The following is an 18831-nucleotide window of genomic DNA, read 5'->3' as shown; positions in this document are numbered from 1 at the left end:
TTCTTTCTGCGGGATAAAATGATTTGATCTACTGGCAGAGAAGCCTGCAATCAAATTAGCTCATCAATATTAGGCGTAGGGTTAAAATAAGTGTTGACATAGAGTCGGTTTTTAATTTTTTGCTTAATCAACAAAGGTGTCGTTATGCCAAAACATCTCATCAACATAGTGGAATATACCTCAGAAAGCTACACTCATATAGCCTCAGACGAATATCCTTCAGAAAGTGAAGCAAGCGCTGCCTTTGAAGCCAGTAAAATTAAATATAACGCTAAAGACGATCCTCAAAAACCCTATTCGGGTTTATTTGGTTACCCAACATTCTTCCGAAGTGCCTCAAACAAACAACACGATAAAACCATTGAAATTAGGCAAACGACATTTAAATATTAATACTTGTGCCCTATCAATATTTAATTTACCTTGAATTGAATGTCACCTATTTCTGGTCAGCCTTAAGAGTTCTTTAACGAGCTTTGCCAGAGTTGGCGCAAAGGCTGTTGATATAGCAAACAACAGCCTTGAATTCCCTGCTGCAAGCCGTCCTATTGAATCTCGCCATTCTTTGATACTGCCTTTTGAGGATAATACGGGTTCAATAGCGTGTGTATTCTGAAATACAATCTTTTCTGTTGACTGTCCGACACACTGAGAAGAGGTGACAAAGACATCTTCATACCAGCCTAATTTATCCACGCAGCGTGCACGCGCTTCAACCGGAAAAACCTGCAAATAGGAGGTAAGCAGATCACGTGCTGCTCTATTGGGTGAGATAGTCAACCCAAGTCTTGCCAGCTCCCGCCTTACATCGGAAGAATCACCTTGCAGCAAGGACAAGGGCATCGCCCATTGATGTTTAATGCCATCATCATCGACCCACTCAAGCAAGCGCCCCCACTCACCACTATTAGCATCACGAGTCTTGGCAACCACATACAATGGTGAACATATCCATTTAGGTGCCAATTGAGCGCGTTAATTTTTTCGCATACCACTTAATCTCTTTTTTATTGTTCCGTAAACAGACTTGGATGAAGTTCACATACACCTTTAAAAAATGAATCTGATCTTACCGGCCAGCAAAAACACCAATCTCTGGTTCAGAAGAAACCAAAGACTTAATTTTTCCTAACGCACTCTTGAGACTGGCTTTTTTTTCCTCCAAATCATAATCAGCTTGTAACCCTAACCAGAAACCCTCAGACGTTCCAAGTGCACGGGATAATCTCAGATCGGTGTCCGCCGTAACCGAACGCTTGCCGTGAACGATTTCATTAATGCGCCGAGGTGACACACCAATATCATTCGCGAGCTTGTTCTGGCTGATCTCCATTGGAAGCAAAAATTCTTCAAGCAAGATTTCACCCGGGTGGATATTTTTTAACTTCATCATCATGTACTCCTAATGGTAATCTACTATTTCAACATCAAGGACAATGCCATCTTGCCAAACAAAACATATACGCCACTGATCATTGATTTTAATGCTGTGCTGCCCCACCCTGTCACCGACAAGTTTTTCTAAATGGTTACTTGGCGGTATCCTTAAGTCATCGAGCGCTTTTGCATTATTTAACATTCTCAATTTTCTTCGAGCACGTTGCTGAATGTCTTGTGGAAATTTACGAGACATCGTGCCATCAAATATTTTTTTAGTCTCCTTGCAGCTAAAACTATTAATCACTCTTTTATGCCATGTTGTTATTATTATTTGCAAGTATAACGCATGACGTTATATAACGCAAAACGTCATAGTATTTTTTCATCATTAATTTTTCTTGGAGATGATAATAAATATGCGTGGAACAAATGGGACAAGTGGAACACCCGCATGATTACAGGGTTAGCGGCGCTCCACCGTTAAAAAAGAGTTGTGGTACGAGTGGGACAAAAAACAAAAAAATAATTTTTTGGAGTTAAAAATATATCATTTAAAATAGTCTCATATTCCCAATAAATAACTTATAGTATTCTGAGGTTCTCAAATATAGGGCTATAATATCCTGAAATTCCTAAAAAATAGATTATAATATTTTAGAATCCCCAAAAAATGACTTATTCTATTCTAGAATCATCATAAAGAATTACCTGAAAATACAACAGTAGATTGTAGCCCGAATATGCTTCGCTACTGTGAACTACATTTGCAGCTCTTGCTTTTGACCAAACCTTTTCGTTAAATATTCCTGATGCTCTATATCAGTTTGTCGTGTTAATTCTAGGCGCATATACTCTAACCGTCCAACACAAAACTGAATACGGTTTAAACTGATAACTTGTTCCGAATATTGTTCTATTGTCGGGATTAATTGCTCTATAGAACATACTTGATCTGGTATAGCCGTTTTAAATTCAGCATTGCCACTAAAAACAACAATATTATGAATAAGGTGAGGTTTTAAGAATTCAAAAAGCTTTTGTACCGCGTTAACATGCTTATAATTTTGAAATATCGGATTCTGAAATCTAAACTTCTTTCGAAAGATGATTTTAGCCCAAAATTTTGATTTGGCGTCTGCAAATATCCATCCTGTATAATGCTTGGTTTCTATGACGAATATTCCTTTCGTAGTAACCAAGATATGATCAATCTGGGTGGTTTCATTCTGTAAACGTAAGGTAACATTGCTCAGAACATGAGCCTCTCGATTTTCACAATACCTTGCCAGGGTTTCCCTAACTTGAGCTTCTCCATAATTTTCAGCCGCTAGGCTAGGTTTAATATATTTTCTTGTAAATATTCCTGAAATAAAACCAAATGCTAAACATAAACCTGGCAACCACAATAAATCAATCATCTTAAACCAATCATCCATTTTAGCTCCTTAACATAGTGTTAACTTTTTTAAAGAGCAGAAATTAAGGTCACTTATATTTTTGGCCAATATTTTAGCATTTTCTTGATGTGGTGATCAAAAACTTGTGAGTCTGCAAAAAAACTAATGCTTTTTAATGGCGATTCGTTTAAATGTATTAATTAGTGGAACTTGTGGTACAGGTGGTACACCCTCATGGTTACTTGTCTATCGACGTCCCACAGTCAAAATGGATGGTGAAGCGGGTGGGACATTTCAGCGATATTTGGTCTATATATTTACAATTTCTTTTAATTTGTTTTCAATTGTTGACTTACATTTTTAAACCAAGTAATAATTTAACCGTTGTTTTAAAAAGCTTTATAAATATGGCTTTAAAGCTTTATGGATTTAGGATGAATATTTACCAGTATGTTACTGGGATTTTCAGTTTATGGATTTAAGGAAAAAGCCACATAAACGGCATTATGAATGCCATGAAAATTCTATTAACTACGAGGTAACACCATGTCTAATAAAACTTCGCGTATTGATCTCATCAATGAATTTGAAATTGCTCCTCAATCCACTCTTTTCGATCAAAAAACCTTAGCTGCTGTGCTTGATTGCTCAACGCATTTGCTCGAACGCAACCGTTGGGCGGGTCAGGGTGTGCCTTATATTAAAATTGGTCGAACTGTCCGATATCGTAAAGAAGATATTCTTACATTTCTCCAACAACAGCGTGTCCATTACGTTAACCGCGAAGCCGGTTAACTCTGGTTGCTCTTTCATTTTGGTTGAACGATTGGAAGGCTGGCACCTTCCGATAATGGTTGTTGGAGAAAAAGAATATGAATTCGAATCAAATATATCATGTCGACTTTAAACAGTCTAAACGAATCAAAACGTTTCAATATGCTGGCGGGTGTTTTCAATTAACATCGGATGGGGTCATTTTTATTGGTAAAGATAAAGACAATAATGAACTGCCACCGCGGTGGATCTGTTCTTCTTTGTATGTGGTTGCCAAGACTCGTGATGCTAATAGTGGTGAGTGGGGACGCTTGCTTGAGTGGGTCGATGACGATGGCATTAAACATCAATGGGCGATGCCTTTGGCTTTATTGCAAGGAGATTCCAGTGATGTAAGACGAGAACTGGCAAGCTTGGGATTGACCATTTCACCCAGTAAAGCGGCTCGGGATTTATTAACATCTTACATTCAGGTATTCCCAGTTGAAGACCGAGCTCGTTGTGTTGATAAACTGGGCTGGTATGACAATGTGTTTATTACTGCTAATGAAGCCATAGGACAATATAGCGATCAAATCGTTTTTCAAAATGCGAACAGTCTTGAACCGGGATTATCCGTTGCTGGTAGCGTTGAAGAATGGCAAAATTCTGTTGCCCGATTGGCAGATGGCAACTCTCGATTAATATTTGCGATTTCAACTGCCTTTGCACCAAGCCTTGCCAAGCTTGTTGGTGAAGACTCTGGAGGCTTTCATTTCCGCGGCGCTTCTTCGTCTGGTAAAACAACCGCTTTGAAAGTGGCTGCTTCTGTTTGGGGTAAGCCAGATAGTTATATACGGTTATGGCGAAGTACGGCTAATGGTTTGGAAGGATTAGCAGCTCTGCATAATGATGGGTTGTTAATCTTGGATGAGCTTAGCCAGATAGATCCCAAAGATGCGGGTGAATGTGCTTATCTGCTTGCTAATGGTCAAGGTAAAACACGCGCCTCTCGTTGTGGTACAGCAAGGCAAGCCATGCAATGGTCTTTGCTCTTTTTATCGGCTGGAGAGGAATCGCTAACCTCTTTAATGGCTAAAGCTGGACAGCGATGTAATGCAGGGCAGGAAATTCGTTTGGCGGATATTGAGGCTGATGCTGGTGCTCAGATGGGGTTATTCGAAGAATTACATGACCATGAAAACCCTACTGCCATGTCACTCGCTTTAAAAAAAGCGGCTAATCAATGTTATGGTGCGGTGGGGAAGGCATGGCTTCATAAAATTGTGAATCATCAATCTGAATTAATTCCCCTACTCACCAAGAAAATTCAACAATTTGTAGAGAAGATAACAAGACCCGATCATTCTGGTCAAATTCAACGGGTAGCCAGACGCTTCGCTTTGGTTGCCATGGCTGGAGAATTAACGAGTCATTATGAATTAACCGGATGGAACCGTGGAGCAGCGTATCAGGCAGCGGAAAAATGCTTTAATGCCTGGTTAGAGGATTTTGGGGAGCATGGTAATCGAGAAGACAGAGCCATCCTATCGCAAGTCCGAGCATTTTTTGAAAAAGAAGGCGCTAGTCGGTTTGAAAGTGAAAATAACCCGAATAACGAACGAGTCTATAATCGAGCTGGATTTTTTCATACTGATAATGCAGGTTTTCGTATCTTTTTGGTTTTATCAGAAGTCTACAGAAATGAAATCTGTCAAGGATTCAATCCTAAAATGGTGAATAAGGTGCTCATCGATGCTGGCTGGATAATCCCTGGTAATGACGGCAAAGCCTCTCAAAAACGAAGAATTAGAGGGGTTGGAATTCCCAGATGTTATGTTTTTACTGAGAAAGTCTGGTCAGACGACTATTAATTGTCCCACCCGTTCCACTGTTGATTTTGATTGTGGAACGTCGCTAGCCCAGTAATCATGAAGTTGTTCCACTTGTCCCATTTGTTCCACCATTTTTTCTAAGTCTGTGAAAGATCTATTTTGTTGTCTCGGATTTGCCCAGGGATTTACCCTGTATTACGGATGCACCTAGATAATGGCTACAACAATACTGTTCAAATTTTGAGCTAGAATATAGCATAGAGAATGAATTTATGTGATTAGATAAGGAGATCATTATGGAATGGGTCACAGGAACAGTTCTTAAGGCGAATACCGATAAAGAAGATGGAAACCCGCATAGTTTTAAAATACAAGGTGATGATAAAAAAATTTACTTTTGTCATTTAGGAGATATAAAACATAACGAAGATAAACTATATGGAAAACATGATGAAGAAACGCTCTTTTTAGAGGAAGGCGATAATGTAAAATTTCAAGTTTTTGATCAAGAAAAATATCCCGAAAAGTACTTATTTGCTATTCATATAGAAAAGAATTAGGAATAAATAGTTTGAACTTATGTTTAGAACACTTATTTAGGAAGTAGTAATGGAGCCCGGATTAGGCGAAGATGGGGTCTGTAAATAATTTTGTGTAATTGGTCATAGTATATAATCTGCCTATTTTCAGACAGGCATTGAAGAAGAGACAAACTATGACTCATGATATAGATGAATTGGCTCAGGAAATAGCCAAGACGTGTAAAACGCAAGAAGACTTCACTGAGTTTTTTAAACAGCTAAAGCGTCGAGGCTTAGAGGCTGCGCTATCCGGAGAACTTACGCATCATTTAGGCTATGACAAGCATGCCAAGGCTGTTGAACGCAAAAGCAACAGCCGTAATGGGTACAGCAAGAAGACTATTCAGGTTAATGAAGGCGAAATGGAAATTGCGGTGCCACGTGACCGAACAGGCACATTTGAACCTCATATTATCCCTAAATACGCTACCCGCTTTGATGGTCTTGATGAAAAAATCATTTCATTTTATGCCCGAGGTTTAAGTACACGCGACATCCAAAGCGAGCTTGAAGAAATCTATGGTACAACCATATCACCCACATTGATTTCAAGCGTGACAGACGCGGTTTTATCAGATGTACGTGCCTGGCAGGCAAGGCCTCTGGATAGTTGCTTCCCCATTGTTTATTTGGATTGTATTGTCGTTAAAGTAAAGACTGACAAAGGTATTATTAACAAATCCGTCTATTTGGCATTGGGTGTTAATACAGATGGCTACAAAGAACTTCTGGGCATGTGGATTAGCCAAAATGAAGGCGCAAAATTTTGGCTAAACGTACTGACAGATATAAAAAATCGTGGCCTGGATGAAATATTTATTGCGTGTGTTGATGGACTTACTGGCTTTCCAGAAGCCATTGAAACAGTATATCCACACGCTAAAGTTCAGCTTTGCATTGTACACAAAATTCGAAATTCATTGGCTTATGTCAGCTGGAAAGACCGTAAAATCCTTGCTGCTGATTTAAAAACAATCTACAGTGCCAAAACACTCATTGAGGCTGAAATGGCGCTGGAAGCATTTTCTGAGAAATGGGACGACCAATACCCATCCATAAGCTCCTCATGGCGCAGAGACTGGATACGTATTACCCCATTTTTTGATTATCCAGCTGACATCCGTCGAGCCATATATACGACAAATGCCATCGAATCGTTGAATATGACTTTGCGAAAGGTAATTAAAAATAAAAGAATGTTCCCATCTGACGAATCAGTTTTTAAATTGCTCTATCTTGCGATTGAACGAATTGCTCGGAAATGGACAATGCCGATCCACAACTGGAAGCCAGCTATGAATCGGTTTATGATCGAATTCGGTGATAGAGTTACTGAATAATGGAATGGCTAGTTACACAGAAAATTTTACAGACTCCGAAGATGTGTAGTTCGGGTAGTCAGTTCCCACATTATGCTACGCTAATTTGGGCTATGGCACTTTAGCCCATAAGCAGTGCTGATGCCCCATTTGTCCCTTTTGTCCCGGATAAAAAAACTTACGATGTAGTGGTTAAGTAAATCAAGGTTTAATTTTTCCATTTTTTTGGAGAGCATCATATAATATATTCCATGAATACCATGTATTATAAAATATTTCATACCTCTTTTGTTGTGGACTATTTGGATCATAACTTTTATCACTGGTATCTAACCCTACAATTTGTTTATCTATTATCAATCTACGAACAAGTTCATCACAAAAACTACCTATCTGTTCACTTTCATCTAGAAAGATATTTGTATAATAAAAAGAATACTGAATATTAGTAGGGTTATACATAGAGCAATCACTTCTTACATTTTTTATAAATTTCGAAAGATAATTTACCAGTTTATCCATGTTTTGTTGATTCATCATTAATTCCATTTCATTATGACCCCAATTATTTGGAGTCGTTTTTTATAAGAAGAGTATAGATCCATTTTTTAAGATGAGAGTTAGGGTAATATGCGGATGAGTGAAGTACCCTGGATTCCCTCCAACCTTCGACACATATTCGACACATGAAGATTTAAAATTTGGCTGGATTTGCTAACTTATTGATTTTACTATGCCGTTGTGCGGAATCGAACCGCAGACCTATTGATTACGAATCAATTGCTCTACCGACTGAGCTACAACGGCAACGTACGCGAGTATATATTCAGCATCGCTTCTCTGCAAGATTTCATTACAAAAAAGGAACCAAACAAATATCTTTTGTAGTCTGAAATAGATAAATCCTGGCTAGGGCGTCTAGTGACGACACACACCGGAGAGACTGGATTTAAACGAATTGTAACTTCGTCATTACAAACATCGTCTGTTATTAATTTCTTCAACCAATTCTATTGCATCGCCAGTCGCTCTTGATTTTATTCTTTTAAAGAAATCTGATCGGTCTGCCAGAAATTTTGCGGCAATATGCTTTAATGACGGAGGATTTCCAAGTTTGGCCTTATTGTTTTCAGTCAGAATTTTATTTAAAGACGTTTCATCTATATAAGTACTCTGATGTTTTAGGGCTTTATACTGCTCTTCACTCAAATAAATTTGAACAATCCGAGCGTCACTTTCCTCACAGCCTTCCTGTTTACACCATGCTTGACCAAATTCCACACAGTTCTCTCGATTCAATAAAGAACCGGGAATTACAAATTGTTTTCCTGTTCCCCCTTGATTTTCAGTATAACAATTGCTATTTCTCGGAACTATATAGATAAATTTAAACATCCAAACCCCAACTTATTATAAAAAAGATGGCAATTATATTATGTGTTTATTTTGCGATTAACAGGATCAACATAAAATCATTTTGTTGATTAAATTACATCTTACATTGGGGTCGAAATACCAGGGCAAAGCTGCTAACAATTAGATTGTGGCTGCGTTATGATCTGATAAACACCAGGCTCTGTGAACAAATTTTTTTCTGATCGAAAACAAGGCAACTATTGTTGCACACCAAATAATAATGTCTTGTAGCCCGTCATGAAGGCGCAGCCGTAATGCGGGAAAACGTTCCTAATTGGCACATCAAACCCGCAATACGGCCACAGGCCTCCTTACGGGCTACTGCCTTTCCGCAAAAAAAGGGTGCCAATTATCTACATTTTCGCTTTGCGAAAAAATTGGTTCACAGAGCTTAAATATTGCGTCCATGCAACATTTCATTTCAGGATGGCTGGTGTAACACGACACCCATAGTCCAGTCAGCACTCTGGTTTTCGTTCATAATATGGACAGGCTGTTTGGCTTCCAATCCATAACCCTCGACCATCAGAGCATAATAATAAGCAGGAAAAAGGCAATAGCCATAGAGATAATCATTATCAGGATATTGATTTTGCAAGTTTGACCACTGCTGTCGACAAACCTCCGTGTCAGCCTGGACTAGTAATTCTTCATTGGTAAATTGAGAATCCGGAAAATTAAATGGTTTGCTTTTTACCAAATCCGCAACGCCACCCATCACATACCAATCAGTCGCAGGAGTGGCCTCAATAGCCGGATGAACGATACGGTTGACATGATGAACATTCTTCATCAATGGTGACACCACTTTTTTACAACGATACGCATCACCAGTCGCATTCAAACCGTCAGGTAACAGGTAATCGGTAATAAAACAGTTGTTGGAGTTTAGAAACTGATGGGTCACTTCGGTCTGGCCAAGTCCAAGGAAGCTATGGATAAAAATAGTGAAATGACGACCATAAACGCTGACATCCTTGATATCACCGGAGCCAGCCATGTTATTGGGCACGGGGAAAATAATTTGTACGGAAGCGCCCCCCATATCCATCACTCCTGCCGTGTTTTTATCCTCGCTATTCAAATTCCCTAACTGGTAATTAACAGAAAGCCAGTCAAATAACCCCTCTTCGCTACCCGTAATGGTTCTCGCATCAATCAGAGTCCATTGCGACTGGTTGTGAAACCAGTTTTTCAGGTAGGCATAACGTTGTTGTTGCAGGGGTTGCGGAAGCAGGCGCATCCCTGCTGTTGCATAAAAGAATACGGGTAAGGATTCGTTGGAAACGTCTGAAAACAGAGACGTTAAATACGCATCAATGGCTGCCTGGTTACCCTCTATGGAGGCAAACCCGGGCTTTATTTTTTTTGACCATTTTTCGGAGATATGAACTGGTGTATTCGTTTCATCAACATCGTACGAATACACATGCAGGCGTGAACCGGTACTACCGGCATCAACTACGGCAACGCAATGCTTCTCACGACAATCAAGAGATCCGGCATAATCGGCAAAACTGTTAAAAATCAGAAACAACAGGAAAATAACACGAGCGGACAGACCCATTTCCAATACCAGAACGATTAAAGAATCGCCATGCTACATCATGTATATTTTATTGTCAATAAGCCCTTTGATTGATCATAAATGATTTGTTCTATAACAGGATGGTATCAATTTATCATAACCTTGTGCCATCTTTATAGTAACCATTCCGCAATCTATCGTGTTCAATACGGATACCCCAGCTTCTCGCAAGGTATGCAGGGTTTGCCCATGAGGAAAATGATAGCGGTTATCAAATCCTGCTGAAATCACAGCATATTTCGGAGCAACCTGCCGTATAAAATTGCGAGATGAAGACGTCTTGCTGCCATGATGAGGCACAATCAGTATTGATGACTGGACTTGTCGCGAATAAACGGATAGCAAGTATTCCTCTGCGGGTCGCTCAATATCCCCGGTTAATAACAGGCTGTTCTGGTCGCTGACTATCTGCAGCACACAGGACAAATTATTTTTATTACCCGTTTTTTTCCGAATCGCCAGAAAACGAAACCGAACGCCATCCCACTGCCAGTCAGGATAGCCATGACAGGTCACCCCTCGGTGATAAAAAGAGGTATTATCCACTATCAGTTCTGAAATTGGATACTGTTCCTCAATGGAGGCCAGTCCGCCGCGATGATCGAGATCCGGATGACTAATCACCACTTTATCGAGCCTATAAACCCCCATGGTTTTCAGAAATGGAATGACCGCTAGTTTACCCATATCGCTGCCATGATAAAATTTTACGCCGGTATCATAGACAAGCGTGTGACGGGCGGTTTGTACAACAACCGCAAGCCCTTGCCCTACATCGAGCACATAAATCCATGCTTCCTTATTATCAGGACGGGGATAATTCGGGTAACAGGCAGCGACTGCGATTACCGACATCACCGGCAGCAAGGCACGTACCGGTAAAAATAGAAACAAAACCATAACCATCATCAAAGCGACGACCGAGACCAAATGCGGCAATGAAATTTGCAGGTTAACAAAAGAAAACATATCCAGGTATTTCAAATACGACAACAATAGCTTAATAGCCCACACCAGAGGCATCACCAGCGCTGTAACCTGAGTTAACGAAAGCAGTATCAAATTGACGATAGCCAGAGGCACAATCACATAACCCACCCAGGGAATCGCCAATAAATTGGCAATCAATCCCGTTATCGCCCCATAAGAAAACCAATACAAGGTAAGCGGCATCAAACCGAACAGACACGCCGCCTGCAATAAAATTAATTTCTTAAGCCCACGACAGGTAAGACGTTTGTTCATCAATATCAGGATAGCCACGGCCAGAAAGGAAAAGTAAAAACCCGGTAAAAGCACGGCGTGCGGTTCACAAAGAAGCACCATCAACAAGGCATATCGCCATCCTTGCCACGTTGAGAACCGGTGACTGAACAAATAGGGTAATAATAAAAACACGCAGGCTATCAATGCACGCTGCGCCGGCACACCAAATCCGGCTAACAAGGCATAAATCAACGCACTCCCCAGACTGGCCAAGCCTGCTATCTGCTGAGCAGGAAAAAGCAGACACAGTCTTGTTGAAAAGCGCCATAATCGATTGACCAGCCAAAATACCACGCCGGCAACAAGTGCGATATGGGCGCCGGAAATAACCATTAAATGAGTGGTGCCTGTTCTTCTGAACAGTTCCCACAACGATTTATCAATCGGATCCGTAACGCCCAGCGTCAAGGCCTGTGCAATGCCTGACGCATCACCATCGGAAATATTATTACTCAAGATTTCCGACAAACGCACACGCAGATTATGTAATCCTCCGACTCGCCCCGGATCGTCAAGCAACGTTGCTCGACCGTTTTTTATATACCCTGTCCAGACTATATGTTTTGATTTCAGGAAGCGAACGTAATCAAAACCGCCGGGATTAGCCAGATTGACCGGTTTTTTCAACTTGGCCTGAAAACGCCATGTCTGCCCGATTCGAAAAGCAGGACAACGATTGTAGCAACTCAAGAGGATTCTTGCCGTCACGAAACGATTGTCCAGTTTGGCAACCTGGAATTGAAATTGTATTTTGTCCGGATTTATCGATGGTATGGAAATGATCCGACCGCTAATAACAACGTTATTAAGCACTCGTTCACCAGGCATATTTCTGTCGGCTTGCCATTGTTGATGGACACAAGCCCACAACACGGCAAAAACAAACCAGATAATAGCCCGCCAGTGTACTCGTAACAGCAACATGGCAATGAGAAACAGCACAGGATAAAAAGACTGCGAATAAAAAAACACAATCCCTGCGCAAAAACAGAGAATTTCCATAAATGACGATTGGACTTACTTCCATGGGCGTAATGTATATCAGGATAGATAAAGAAACAATGTGTCCGGGCAACAACTTTTAAAACCGGGTGTTTCACAAAAAATTATACCGTTAACAGCCGTAAAACCCTGGCAATATCAAACAGATTGCAATACGATAAGTTAATCGCAGGTAATAAGGATGGTTACTCATGATTATCGCCGTTTTAAATGAAAGTGCCAACGATACGCGTGTGGCCATGACGCCCAACATGGTTAAACATTATCTCAAGCTCGGCTTAAAGGTACAATGTGAGAAAAACGCCGGCATCGCTTCCGGATTTACCGATAAATCCTATGAAGAAGCCGGAGCGGCCATTGTAAAAGATCGCAAGCAATTATTACAGCAAGCGGATATTCTGGCTTGTGTCCAGGCGCCTGATCCCAAAGATTTGGATGAGTTGAAATCACAGGCTCTCTTGATCGCACCGCTGGACAACGAACCGGACAGCCCCCTTATAAAGTGGTGCATGAAACAATCCATCAGCGCTTTCTCCATGAACCTGGTTCCACGCATTACCAGAGCGCAAGGCATGGACAGCCTGTCTTCCCAGGCCAACCTGGCAGGATACCGGGCCGTTTTGGAGGCCGTCTGCCATTTTAAACGAGCCATTCCCATGATGATGACCGCCGCCGGCATGATCCATCCGGCCAAAATTCTTATTTTGGGAGCCGGTGTTGCAGGCTTGCAGGCTATAGCTACAGCCAAACGGCTTGGAGGCGTGATTTACGCGTTTGATGTCAGACGCGCAGCCAAGGAACAGGTGGAAAGCCTTGGCGCTGAATTTATAGAAGTTGAGATGGAAGAAGACAGCGAAACCAGTGGTGGGTATGCGAAGGAAATGAGTGAAGACTATAAACGCCAGCAGTCCGAGTTAATTGCCAAATACGTTGCGCAATCCGATATCGTCGTCACAACCGCCTTGATTCCCGGACGACAGGCACCGCTACTGATCACCAAAACAATGGTTGAAACGATGAAGCCCGGCTCGGTTATTGTCGATCTGGCTACCTCGCGGGGAGGAAATTGTGAATTGAGCCAATGCGATAAAGTCGCACTACATAATGAAGTCACCATTATCGGCTACAGTAACATGGCTGGCTTTATTCCGGCCACCGCAAGCGAACTCTATGCCAACAACATCCTCAATCTTGTCAAAACATTGGCTACATCACCGGAAGCCCTTGATTTTAAAGAGGACGATGAAATTATGAAACAGGCGCTGCTGTGCCATCAAAATAAATACCTGCCTTTTCAATCCATTCCCAGCAAGGAGACCGTCCATGCATGAGTTCAACTCCCTAGGCAACCTCTACGTTGCGATTCTAACCATTTTTGTATTGGCCTGTTTCGTTGGATATTATGTAGTCTGGAAAGTGACACCAGCTTTACATACTCCTCTAATGTCCGTCACCAACGCCATTTCCAGTATTATCATACTGGGCGCACTGATAGCCGCGGGCAGTCAGATGACAGGAACCATTACCATATTGGGCGGTTTGGGTATCTTTATTACGGCCATTAATATCTTTGGCGGTTTTGTCGTCACCCAGCGTATGCTGCGCATGTATAAAAAATAACACCTAACAGGATGAAAAATCATATGACCACTCTGGTTCCCTATTTTTATCTGATTGCAGCCGTTTGTTTTATTCTGGCTCTTAAAGGACTGGCCAGTCCGGCCACTTCAAGGCGGGGAAACCTCCTCGGAATATTGGGTATGGCTATCGCCATCATCTCGACACTGATGATGCCTTCCATCAATCATCACCTGTTGCTCATCGGCTTGATTATAGCCGGAGGCGTGATAGGTACCCTTATCGCCCTTAAAATTAATATGACCGCGATTCCCCAGCTGGTTGCGGGATTCCACTCCCTGGTCGGTCTTGCTGCCGTATTGGTCGCTTTTTGCGCCTTTCTTTCACCCGCGTCCTTTCAAATCGGCATGCCGGGCAGCATTAAAACAGCCAGTCTGATAGAAATGAGTCTGGGCTTAATCATCGGGGCAATCACCTTTACCGGTTCTATTATCGCGTTTCTGAAGTTGCAGGGCATCATGTCCGGCCAACCCGTTCGTTTCACAGGGCAAGGTCTGGTCAATGGCGTTATTGGCCTGAGTATACTGGCTTTGCTGGGTTTATTCATACCCTATCAATCCCTGAACCTGTTTCTTGGTCTCGCCGCCCTATCCTTGCTGATAGGCGTTTTGCTCATCATTCCTATTGGCGGTGCCGATATGCCGGTAGTGATTTCCATGCTGAACTCCTACTCGGGATGGGCAGCGGCAGGCATCGGCTTTACCTTGAGCAATCATTTGCTGGTTATTACCGGCGCCCTGGTAGGGGCAAGCGGGGCTATTCTGAGTTATATCATGTGCGTTGGTATGAACCGCTCCATCATCAACGTGATCTTTGGTGGTTTGCAAGGTGGAGACGCTTCCTCGCAAAGCGGAATTAATCGTGATCAACAATCGGTGCGTCAGGCTAACGGCGAGGATGCGGCGTTTCTATTGAGCAACGCCAAAGATGTCATTATCATACCCGGATACGGCATGGCCGTCGCACACGCCCAACATGCCGTGAAAGAATTGGTTGACGAGCTGGAAAGCCATTCCATTCGCGTTCGTTTCGCCATTCATCCCGTTGCCGGGCGCATGCCGGGGCATATGAATGTTCTGTTGGCCGAAGCCAATATCCCTTATGACAGGGTATTTGAACAAAGTGAAATCAACCGGGATTTTGCAACCTGTGATGTAGCCTTTGTCATCGGCGCCAATGATATCACCAACCCTGCCGCGAAGTCCGATCCAAACTCCCCTATTTACGGGATGCCCGTTCTTGAGGTAGAAAAAGCGAAAACCGTGCTGTTTGTAAAACGCAGTTTATCAGCCGGTTACGCAGGTGTTGATAATGATTTGTTTTTCCGGGACAACACCTATATGCTTTTTGGCGACGCCAAGGTCATGACCGAATCGATTGCAAAGGCTCTTGGTGAAATATAGGATAGGCCAACAAATACTGAACCAGCGATTAGGGACTACAGGATAACACCAGGGCGTGTTTTTAGAATTATCGCCGGGCTACAAAAGCAATAAGTTGGCCTAAATTTCTTGCTTTTTCGCTCCTGGCGAAACTTTAAAAACACACCCTAGTATTTGCCGCCCAATGACATGAATGGCGTTGTCTCATTGAGATCGGGACTAATAAAAGTGATTGCTTCACACTCACTATATTTATGATAGTCCTTGAAAAGTTTACCAAGTTCACCCTGGTTCAAAGCACCCTTGAATTGGATATCTATAGAAGTAAACCCGGATTCCACTGCTTCTTTAAATAAACACGCCGCTTCAATTTTTTCATCGCGGCTATAACCAAACTGCATTAACGTGTTACCAAAGAAACCTAATGTACTTTGATATTCGGGTTTTTCAGAACGAGTTTCAATATATCTTTCAAGCGCATCAATGATCATCGCTTTGTTATCAACGGCCTTTAATTGCTCCAGGGTTTGTTGCTGAATATTTTTTGAGATATAAGGTCTCAATAATAAACTTTGGGCGCAATCAAAAGCGCTGTAGCGTCCAAATAAACCAAAACAGAATCTGGATTTGGTATTGACGTACGGATTAGCCCCGTATTCGCCAAGTAAGGTGTTAACAGTTTGGACATGGCCATAGGCACAAGCCAGCATAAATGGGGTGTATGTACCAAGAATAAATTCTGACGGCCCACGGGTAGCTCTATGCAGTATCGTATTAGGATCAACATAGTTGTCAATATCAGGATTTTGTTGATTATTAGGGTAATAAGTCTGAATCGTTTGATATTCGCCCAATCTCGCGAGTCTTGCCAGAGCAATTTCATCCATAGGCTCATTTCTGGCGGCTTTTGCCTCAAAACTGGTGATCGTTGCGAAATTGATTAGCCTGGACAGAGGCACATTAATTCCTGCATGCAGTAACGCTTCACGAGACCAGGTTACACAACTATGAGAAAGCTGATTGGCAACAGTGGCCATGAACATACTTGAAAGAGCACCTTCTCCCAGGATATTGAAGTATTGCTTTTCTTGTTCTTTACGCCTCGCATAAGCCAGCAGGTGTTGTGCATCCTCCTTATTTACATACCAATGGGTTAAAATTTCTGCAATATTGATCGCTTTATCCGTTAAATCCTTCACTTCAACCCGACCATCCCGGTAATGCGTTCCCCAAAAAAATCGGCCTTTTAGCAAATTTAAAGGCTTTCTTACCACAAGATCACCTCGTAAATGAACTTTATAAACGTCATGCCTTTCCTCTTCAAGCAGCTCAACCAGTAAAACTGCATGTTGATTGCTTTCACGTACCCATGTGATTTTTGCGGTTGATTCATCCAAATCTTCCGCTTTGTTAAATAACCTGGAGATCTCCCCAGATTCAGAGTGTGTTTGTTTTTCAAAAACAAGCACCAGATCACCGGCATCAGGATTGACTTGACGTATAAGTACGCTTTTGTATTTATCAAAGGAATAATCAAGCAACACGTCATTAATAGTTGATGGCAGATTTGCCAGAACCCGCCGTAAGGCTTGCAACGAAAAATTTTCAAGGTTAAAGGCGGTTAAATCTAATATTTCCACAGTTTCATCCATTGCCTGTATATTTTTGATCAGAGCCTCCAGGTCATCCTGATTATTAACCTCACCAGAAATTTTTACTCTCATCAATAATTCCTTCGTTACAAATTTACAGGGCGTAGCTGGCTATTATTTCAATCTAATGCTCAACTATCAAGCCGATAATAATAGTCCTATCAATTAAAATAATGTGAATTCGATATAAATGCGCAAATAACAAACAATAAATCAGAGTAAGATCATCTCGACTTTAGCCCTTTAAGCGGCCAAAGAAAGCTGTAAATCAAAGAGCTAATCTACACTGCCTGGTTCCTTCAGAAAGCCATCAATATTACTTACCAAGCTTGTGCACCGGATCAACAGCCTTTAGATTTTCAAGCGACTGCGTGAGATCGGCGCTTCTTACTTCATCAAGGCGGCTGACCGCCGCCAAATCAATCGGGACCGACCGTGTCCCCCCCCTGCTCTCCCCCACCCGCACACGCCCTCCCGCCCCCCTATATAATGCAAAATCTACCCCGAGTCCGGAAGTGGCAATAGCCTGTAACGGAAACAACACCTCAGCCCTGCCTGTTTGATAATTATAGAATGCTACCTCTCGCGGCAAACTATCTTCATTAAACTTAGGCGCGGGGTCAAACGAGCGATCTTTCCGGCAATATTCATTAATCACATGCACCGGAAGCTCGCGCTGCGCCATACCCACTTGCATCCAGGCCGCTTTCATTGCCGTCCAATTGTTCGTTTTATACCAGTTATCATATCCATCAATATAATTTTTCAGTGCCGTTTTAAGCGGGGTAAAGTCAAAATGCTTTGAACCTTTAACCTCGACCCCATTTTGTTTATACGTTAACCCATTTTTCTCTATATCTTCACAGCGTTTTAGCATCTGGGACTTGGTGTTATCATCCATCTGTTTTTCCAGCATCCGGCACATGTGTTTATCCTTTGCCCAGTAGGCGTATTCGTATGCGGTGCAACTGAACTCTCGATGCGAATAGTCGGTGAATGTACCCGGTTTACATAACAACTCTTGTTTCTTTTCCTCCTGTTTGAATCGTGTAAACAGATTCTCTGCTTCATCTTGCTTTCCATAAGCCACGTACTGGAGGAAGCATGGTGAAAGCCTGTCGGCTTGGAATAAGGTATGCACTCTCTCGCCTGTCGCTACAAAAGCGCTTTTGTCTTTCTCTTCGACTATATGGCTACCAATTTCCTTCAGCATGTGGTCAGGAAGCGTATCAAACCAAGGGTATTTCTTAACAACATTATCCATCTCTTCCGGCAGATCTTGAATCTTCGATAGATTGCTTATCAGTTCAAGTTGCTCATTATGATATGAGTCATTAAACTTCAAAAAAGCGTTCTTTAACTCTTCTGAAATTGTGTTGAATTTAAGATTCCCTTCTTTAATCATTGTTACAACCTGTTGATATAATGTTTTAAAATCGAGAATTGGGTTTGTAACTTTACTTTTGGGATCGCCCATGTCAGATATCTATTAAAGGAATTTGCGCCTATCATAGAACAATTAATGTGCTTTGTGAACAAATTTTTCCCCAACCCACACTACGCTGTTTTTGAGGAGAGGGGAGCGTCTGCATGGGAAATAGGTCATTTGATGAGTTAGGTTA

17 protein-coding genes, 1 tRNA gene and 1 pseudogene are annotated in these 18831 nt (G+C 41.9%); 8 read left to right on the top strand and 11 right to left on the bottom strand.

Annotated features, from left to right (window positions below; translation table 11 throughout):
* Positions 1–144 precede the first annotated feature (144 nt).
* Entirely contained in the window at positions 145–393 is a 249-nt protein-coding gene (locus tag CKW05_RS06735) for a hypothetical protein (RefSeq protein WP_058483339.1), read from the top strand.
* A 69-nt stretch (positions 394–462) separates the two neighbouring features.
* On the opposite strand, the pseudogene CKW05_RS06730 reads toward CKW05_RS06735, so the two are convergent.
* From CKW05_RS06730 to CKW05_RS06715, 4 genes and pseudogenes are all read right to left on the bottom strand, one after another.
* Positions 463–969 (bottom strand): annotated as a pseudogene (locus CKW05_RS06730) (DUF927 domain-containing protein); the annotation flags it as partial.
* 100 nt (positions 970–1069) lie between these two features.
* A complete protein-coding gene (locus CKW05_RS06725; protein WP_197697355.1) occupies positions 1070–1396 on the bottom strand; it encodes a HigA family addiction module antitoxin in 327 nt (108 codons plus the stop codon).
* A 6-nt stretch (positions 1397–1402) separates the two neighbouring features.
* A complete protein-coding gene (locus CKW05_RS06720) occupies positions 1403–1633 on the bottom strand; it encodes a type II toxin-antitoxin system RelE/ParE family toxin (RefSeq protein ID WP_231950714.1) in 231 nt (76 codons plus the stop codon).
* A 505-nt stretch (positions 1634–2138) separates the two neighbouring features.
* A complete protein-coding gene (locus CKW05_RS06715) occupies positions 2139–2816 on the bottom strand; it encodes a nuclease-related domain-containing protein (RefSeq protein WP_231950712.1) in 678 nt (225 codons plus the stop codon).
* A 507-nt stretch (positions 2817–3323) separates the two neighbouring features.
* Here CKW05_RS06715 and CKW05_RS06705 point away from each other — a divergent pair.
* The 4 genes from CKW05_RS06705 to CKW05_RS06690 all read left to right on the top strand — a co-directional run bounded on the left by CKW05_RS06705 (position 3324) and on the right by CKW05_RS06690 (position 7286).
* Entirely contained in the window at positions 3324–3572 is a 249-nt protein-coding gene (locus CKW05_RS06705) for a MerR family transcriptional regulator (RefSeq protein WP_058483335.1), read from the top strand.
* A 77-nt stretch (positions 3573–3649) separates the two neighbouring features.
* The gene (locus CKW05_RS06700) at positions 3650–5404 is read left to right on the top strand and encodes a DUF927 domain-containing protein (protein WP_058483334.1); all 1755 of its coding nucleotides are present in this window, start codon (positions 3650–3652) and stop codon (positions 5402–5404) included.
* Positions 5405–5661: 257 nt separating this feature from the next.
* The gene (locus CKW05_RS06695) at positions 5662–5925 is read left to right on the top strand and encodes a hypothetical protein (protein ID WP_058483333.1); all 264 of its coding nucleotides are present in this window, start codon (positions 5662–5664) and stop codon (positions 5923–5925) included.
* Between the two features lie 155 nt (positions 5926–6080).
* The gene (locus CKW05_RS06690; protein WP_058483852.1) at positions 6081–7286 is read left to right on the top strand and encodes an IS256 family transposase; all 1206 of its coding nucleotides are present in this window, start codon (positions 6081–6083) and stop codon (positions 7284–7286) included.
* A 180-nt stretch (positions 7287–7466) separates the two neighbouring features.
* On the opposite strand, the gene CKW05_RS06685 is transcribed toward CKW05_RS06690, so the two are convergent.
* The 5 genes from CKW05_RS06685 to CKW05_RS06665 all read right to left on the bottom strand — a co-directional run bounded on the left by CKW05_RS06685 (position 7467) and on the right by CKW05_RS06665 (position 12507).
* The gene (locus CKW05_RS06685) at positions 7467–7805 is read right to left on the bottom strand and encodes a hypothetical protein (protein ID WP_133141205.1); all 339 of its coding nucleotides are present in this window, start codon (positions 7803–7805) and stop codon (positions 7467–7469) included.
* A 194-nt stretch (positions 7806–7999) separates the two neighbouring features.
* A tRNA-Thr gene (locus tag CKW05_RS06680) sits at positions 8000–8072 on the bottom strand.
* A 165-nt stretch (positions 8073–8237) separates the two neighbouring features.
* Positions 8238–8660, bottom strand: a complete 423-nt coding sequence (locus tag CKW05_RS06675; RefSeq protein WP_058483593.1) for a hypothetical protein — start codon at positions 8658–8660, stop codon at positions 8238–8240.
* 442 nt (positions 8661–9102) lie between these two features.
* Positions 9103–10248, bottom strand: a complete 1146-nt coding sequence (locus tag CKW05_RS06670) for an acetate and sugar kinases/Hsc70/actin family protein (protein WP_082642782.1) — start codon at positions 10246–10248, stop codon at positions 9103–9105.
* Between the two features lie 75 nt (positions 10249–10323).
* Positions 10324–12507 (bottom strand): DNA internalization-related competence protein ComEC/Rec2, encoded by a 2184-nt coding sequence (locus CKW05_RS06665; protein WP_157737714.1) that lies wholly within the window; start codon positions 12505–12507, stop codon positions 10324–10326.
* 221 nt (positions 12508–12728) lie between these two features.
* Between CKW05_RS06665 and CKW05_RS06660 the strand changes: the two genes are divergently transcribed.
* From CKW05_RS06660 to CKW05_RS06650, 3 genes are read left to right on the top strand one after another with little or no spacing between them, the layout of a single operon-like run.
* On the top strand, positions 12729–13868 hold the full coding sequence (locus CKW05_RS06660; RefSeq protein ID WP_058483591.1) for a Re/Si-specific NAD(P)(+) transhydrogenase subunit alpha: 1140 nt from the start codon (positions 12729–12731) through the stop codon (positions 13866–13868).
* The gene (locus CKW05_RS06655) at positions 13861–14157 is read left to right on the top strand and encodes a proton-translocating transhydrogenase family protein (protein ID WP_058483590.1); all 297 of its coding nucleotides are present in this window, start codon (positions 13861–13863) and stop codon (positions 14155–14157) included. The genes CKW05_RS06660 and CKW05_RS06655 overlap by 8 nt, the downstream gene beginning before the upstream one ends.
* Before the next feature lie 23 nt (positions 14158–14180).
* Positions 14181–15578 carry an NAD(P)(+) transhydrogenase (Re/Si-specific) subunit beta gene (locus CKW05_RS06650; protein WP_058483589.1) on the top strand — a complete coding sequence of 466 codons (1398 nt, stop codon included), beginning with the start codon at positions 14181–14183 and terminating at the stop codon, positions 15576–15578.
* Positions 15579–15724: 146 nt separating this feature from the next.
* Here CKW05_RS06650 and CKW05_RS06645 read toward each other — a convergent pair whose 3' ends face one another.
* Together CKW05_RS06645 and CKW05_RS06640 are read right to left on the bottom strand one after the other, a co-directional pair.
* Positions 15725–17281: an ankyrin repeat domain-containing protein gene (locus tag CKW05_RS06645; RefSeq protein ID WP_058483588.1), complete on the bottom strand. Its 1557-nt coding sequence runs from the start codon at positions 17279–17281 to the stop codon at positions 15725–15727.
* Between the two features lie 244 nt (positions 17282–17525).
* Positions 17526–18686 (bottom strand): hypothetical protein, encoded by a 1161-nt coding sequence (locus tag CKW05_RS06640; protein ID WP_095140593.1) that lies wholly within the window; start codon positions 18684–18686, stop codon positions 17526–17528.
* Positions 18687–18831: the final 145 nt, after the last annotated feature.

The sequence above is a fragment of the Legionella spiritensis genome, from assembly GCF_900186965.1.
GTDB classification, from domain to species: Bacteria; Pseudomonadota; Gammaproteobacteria; order Legionellales; family Legionellaceae; genus Legionella_C; species Legionella_C spiritensis.
Note: the sequence above shows the minus strand (reverse complement) of the source record. Positions and strands in the feature narration are given on the sequence as shown.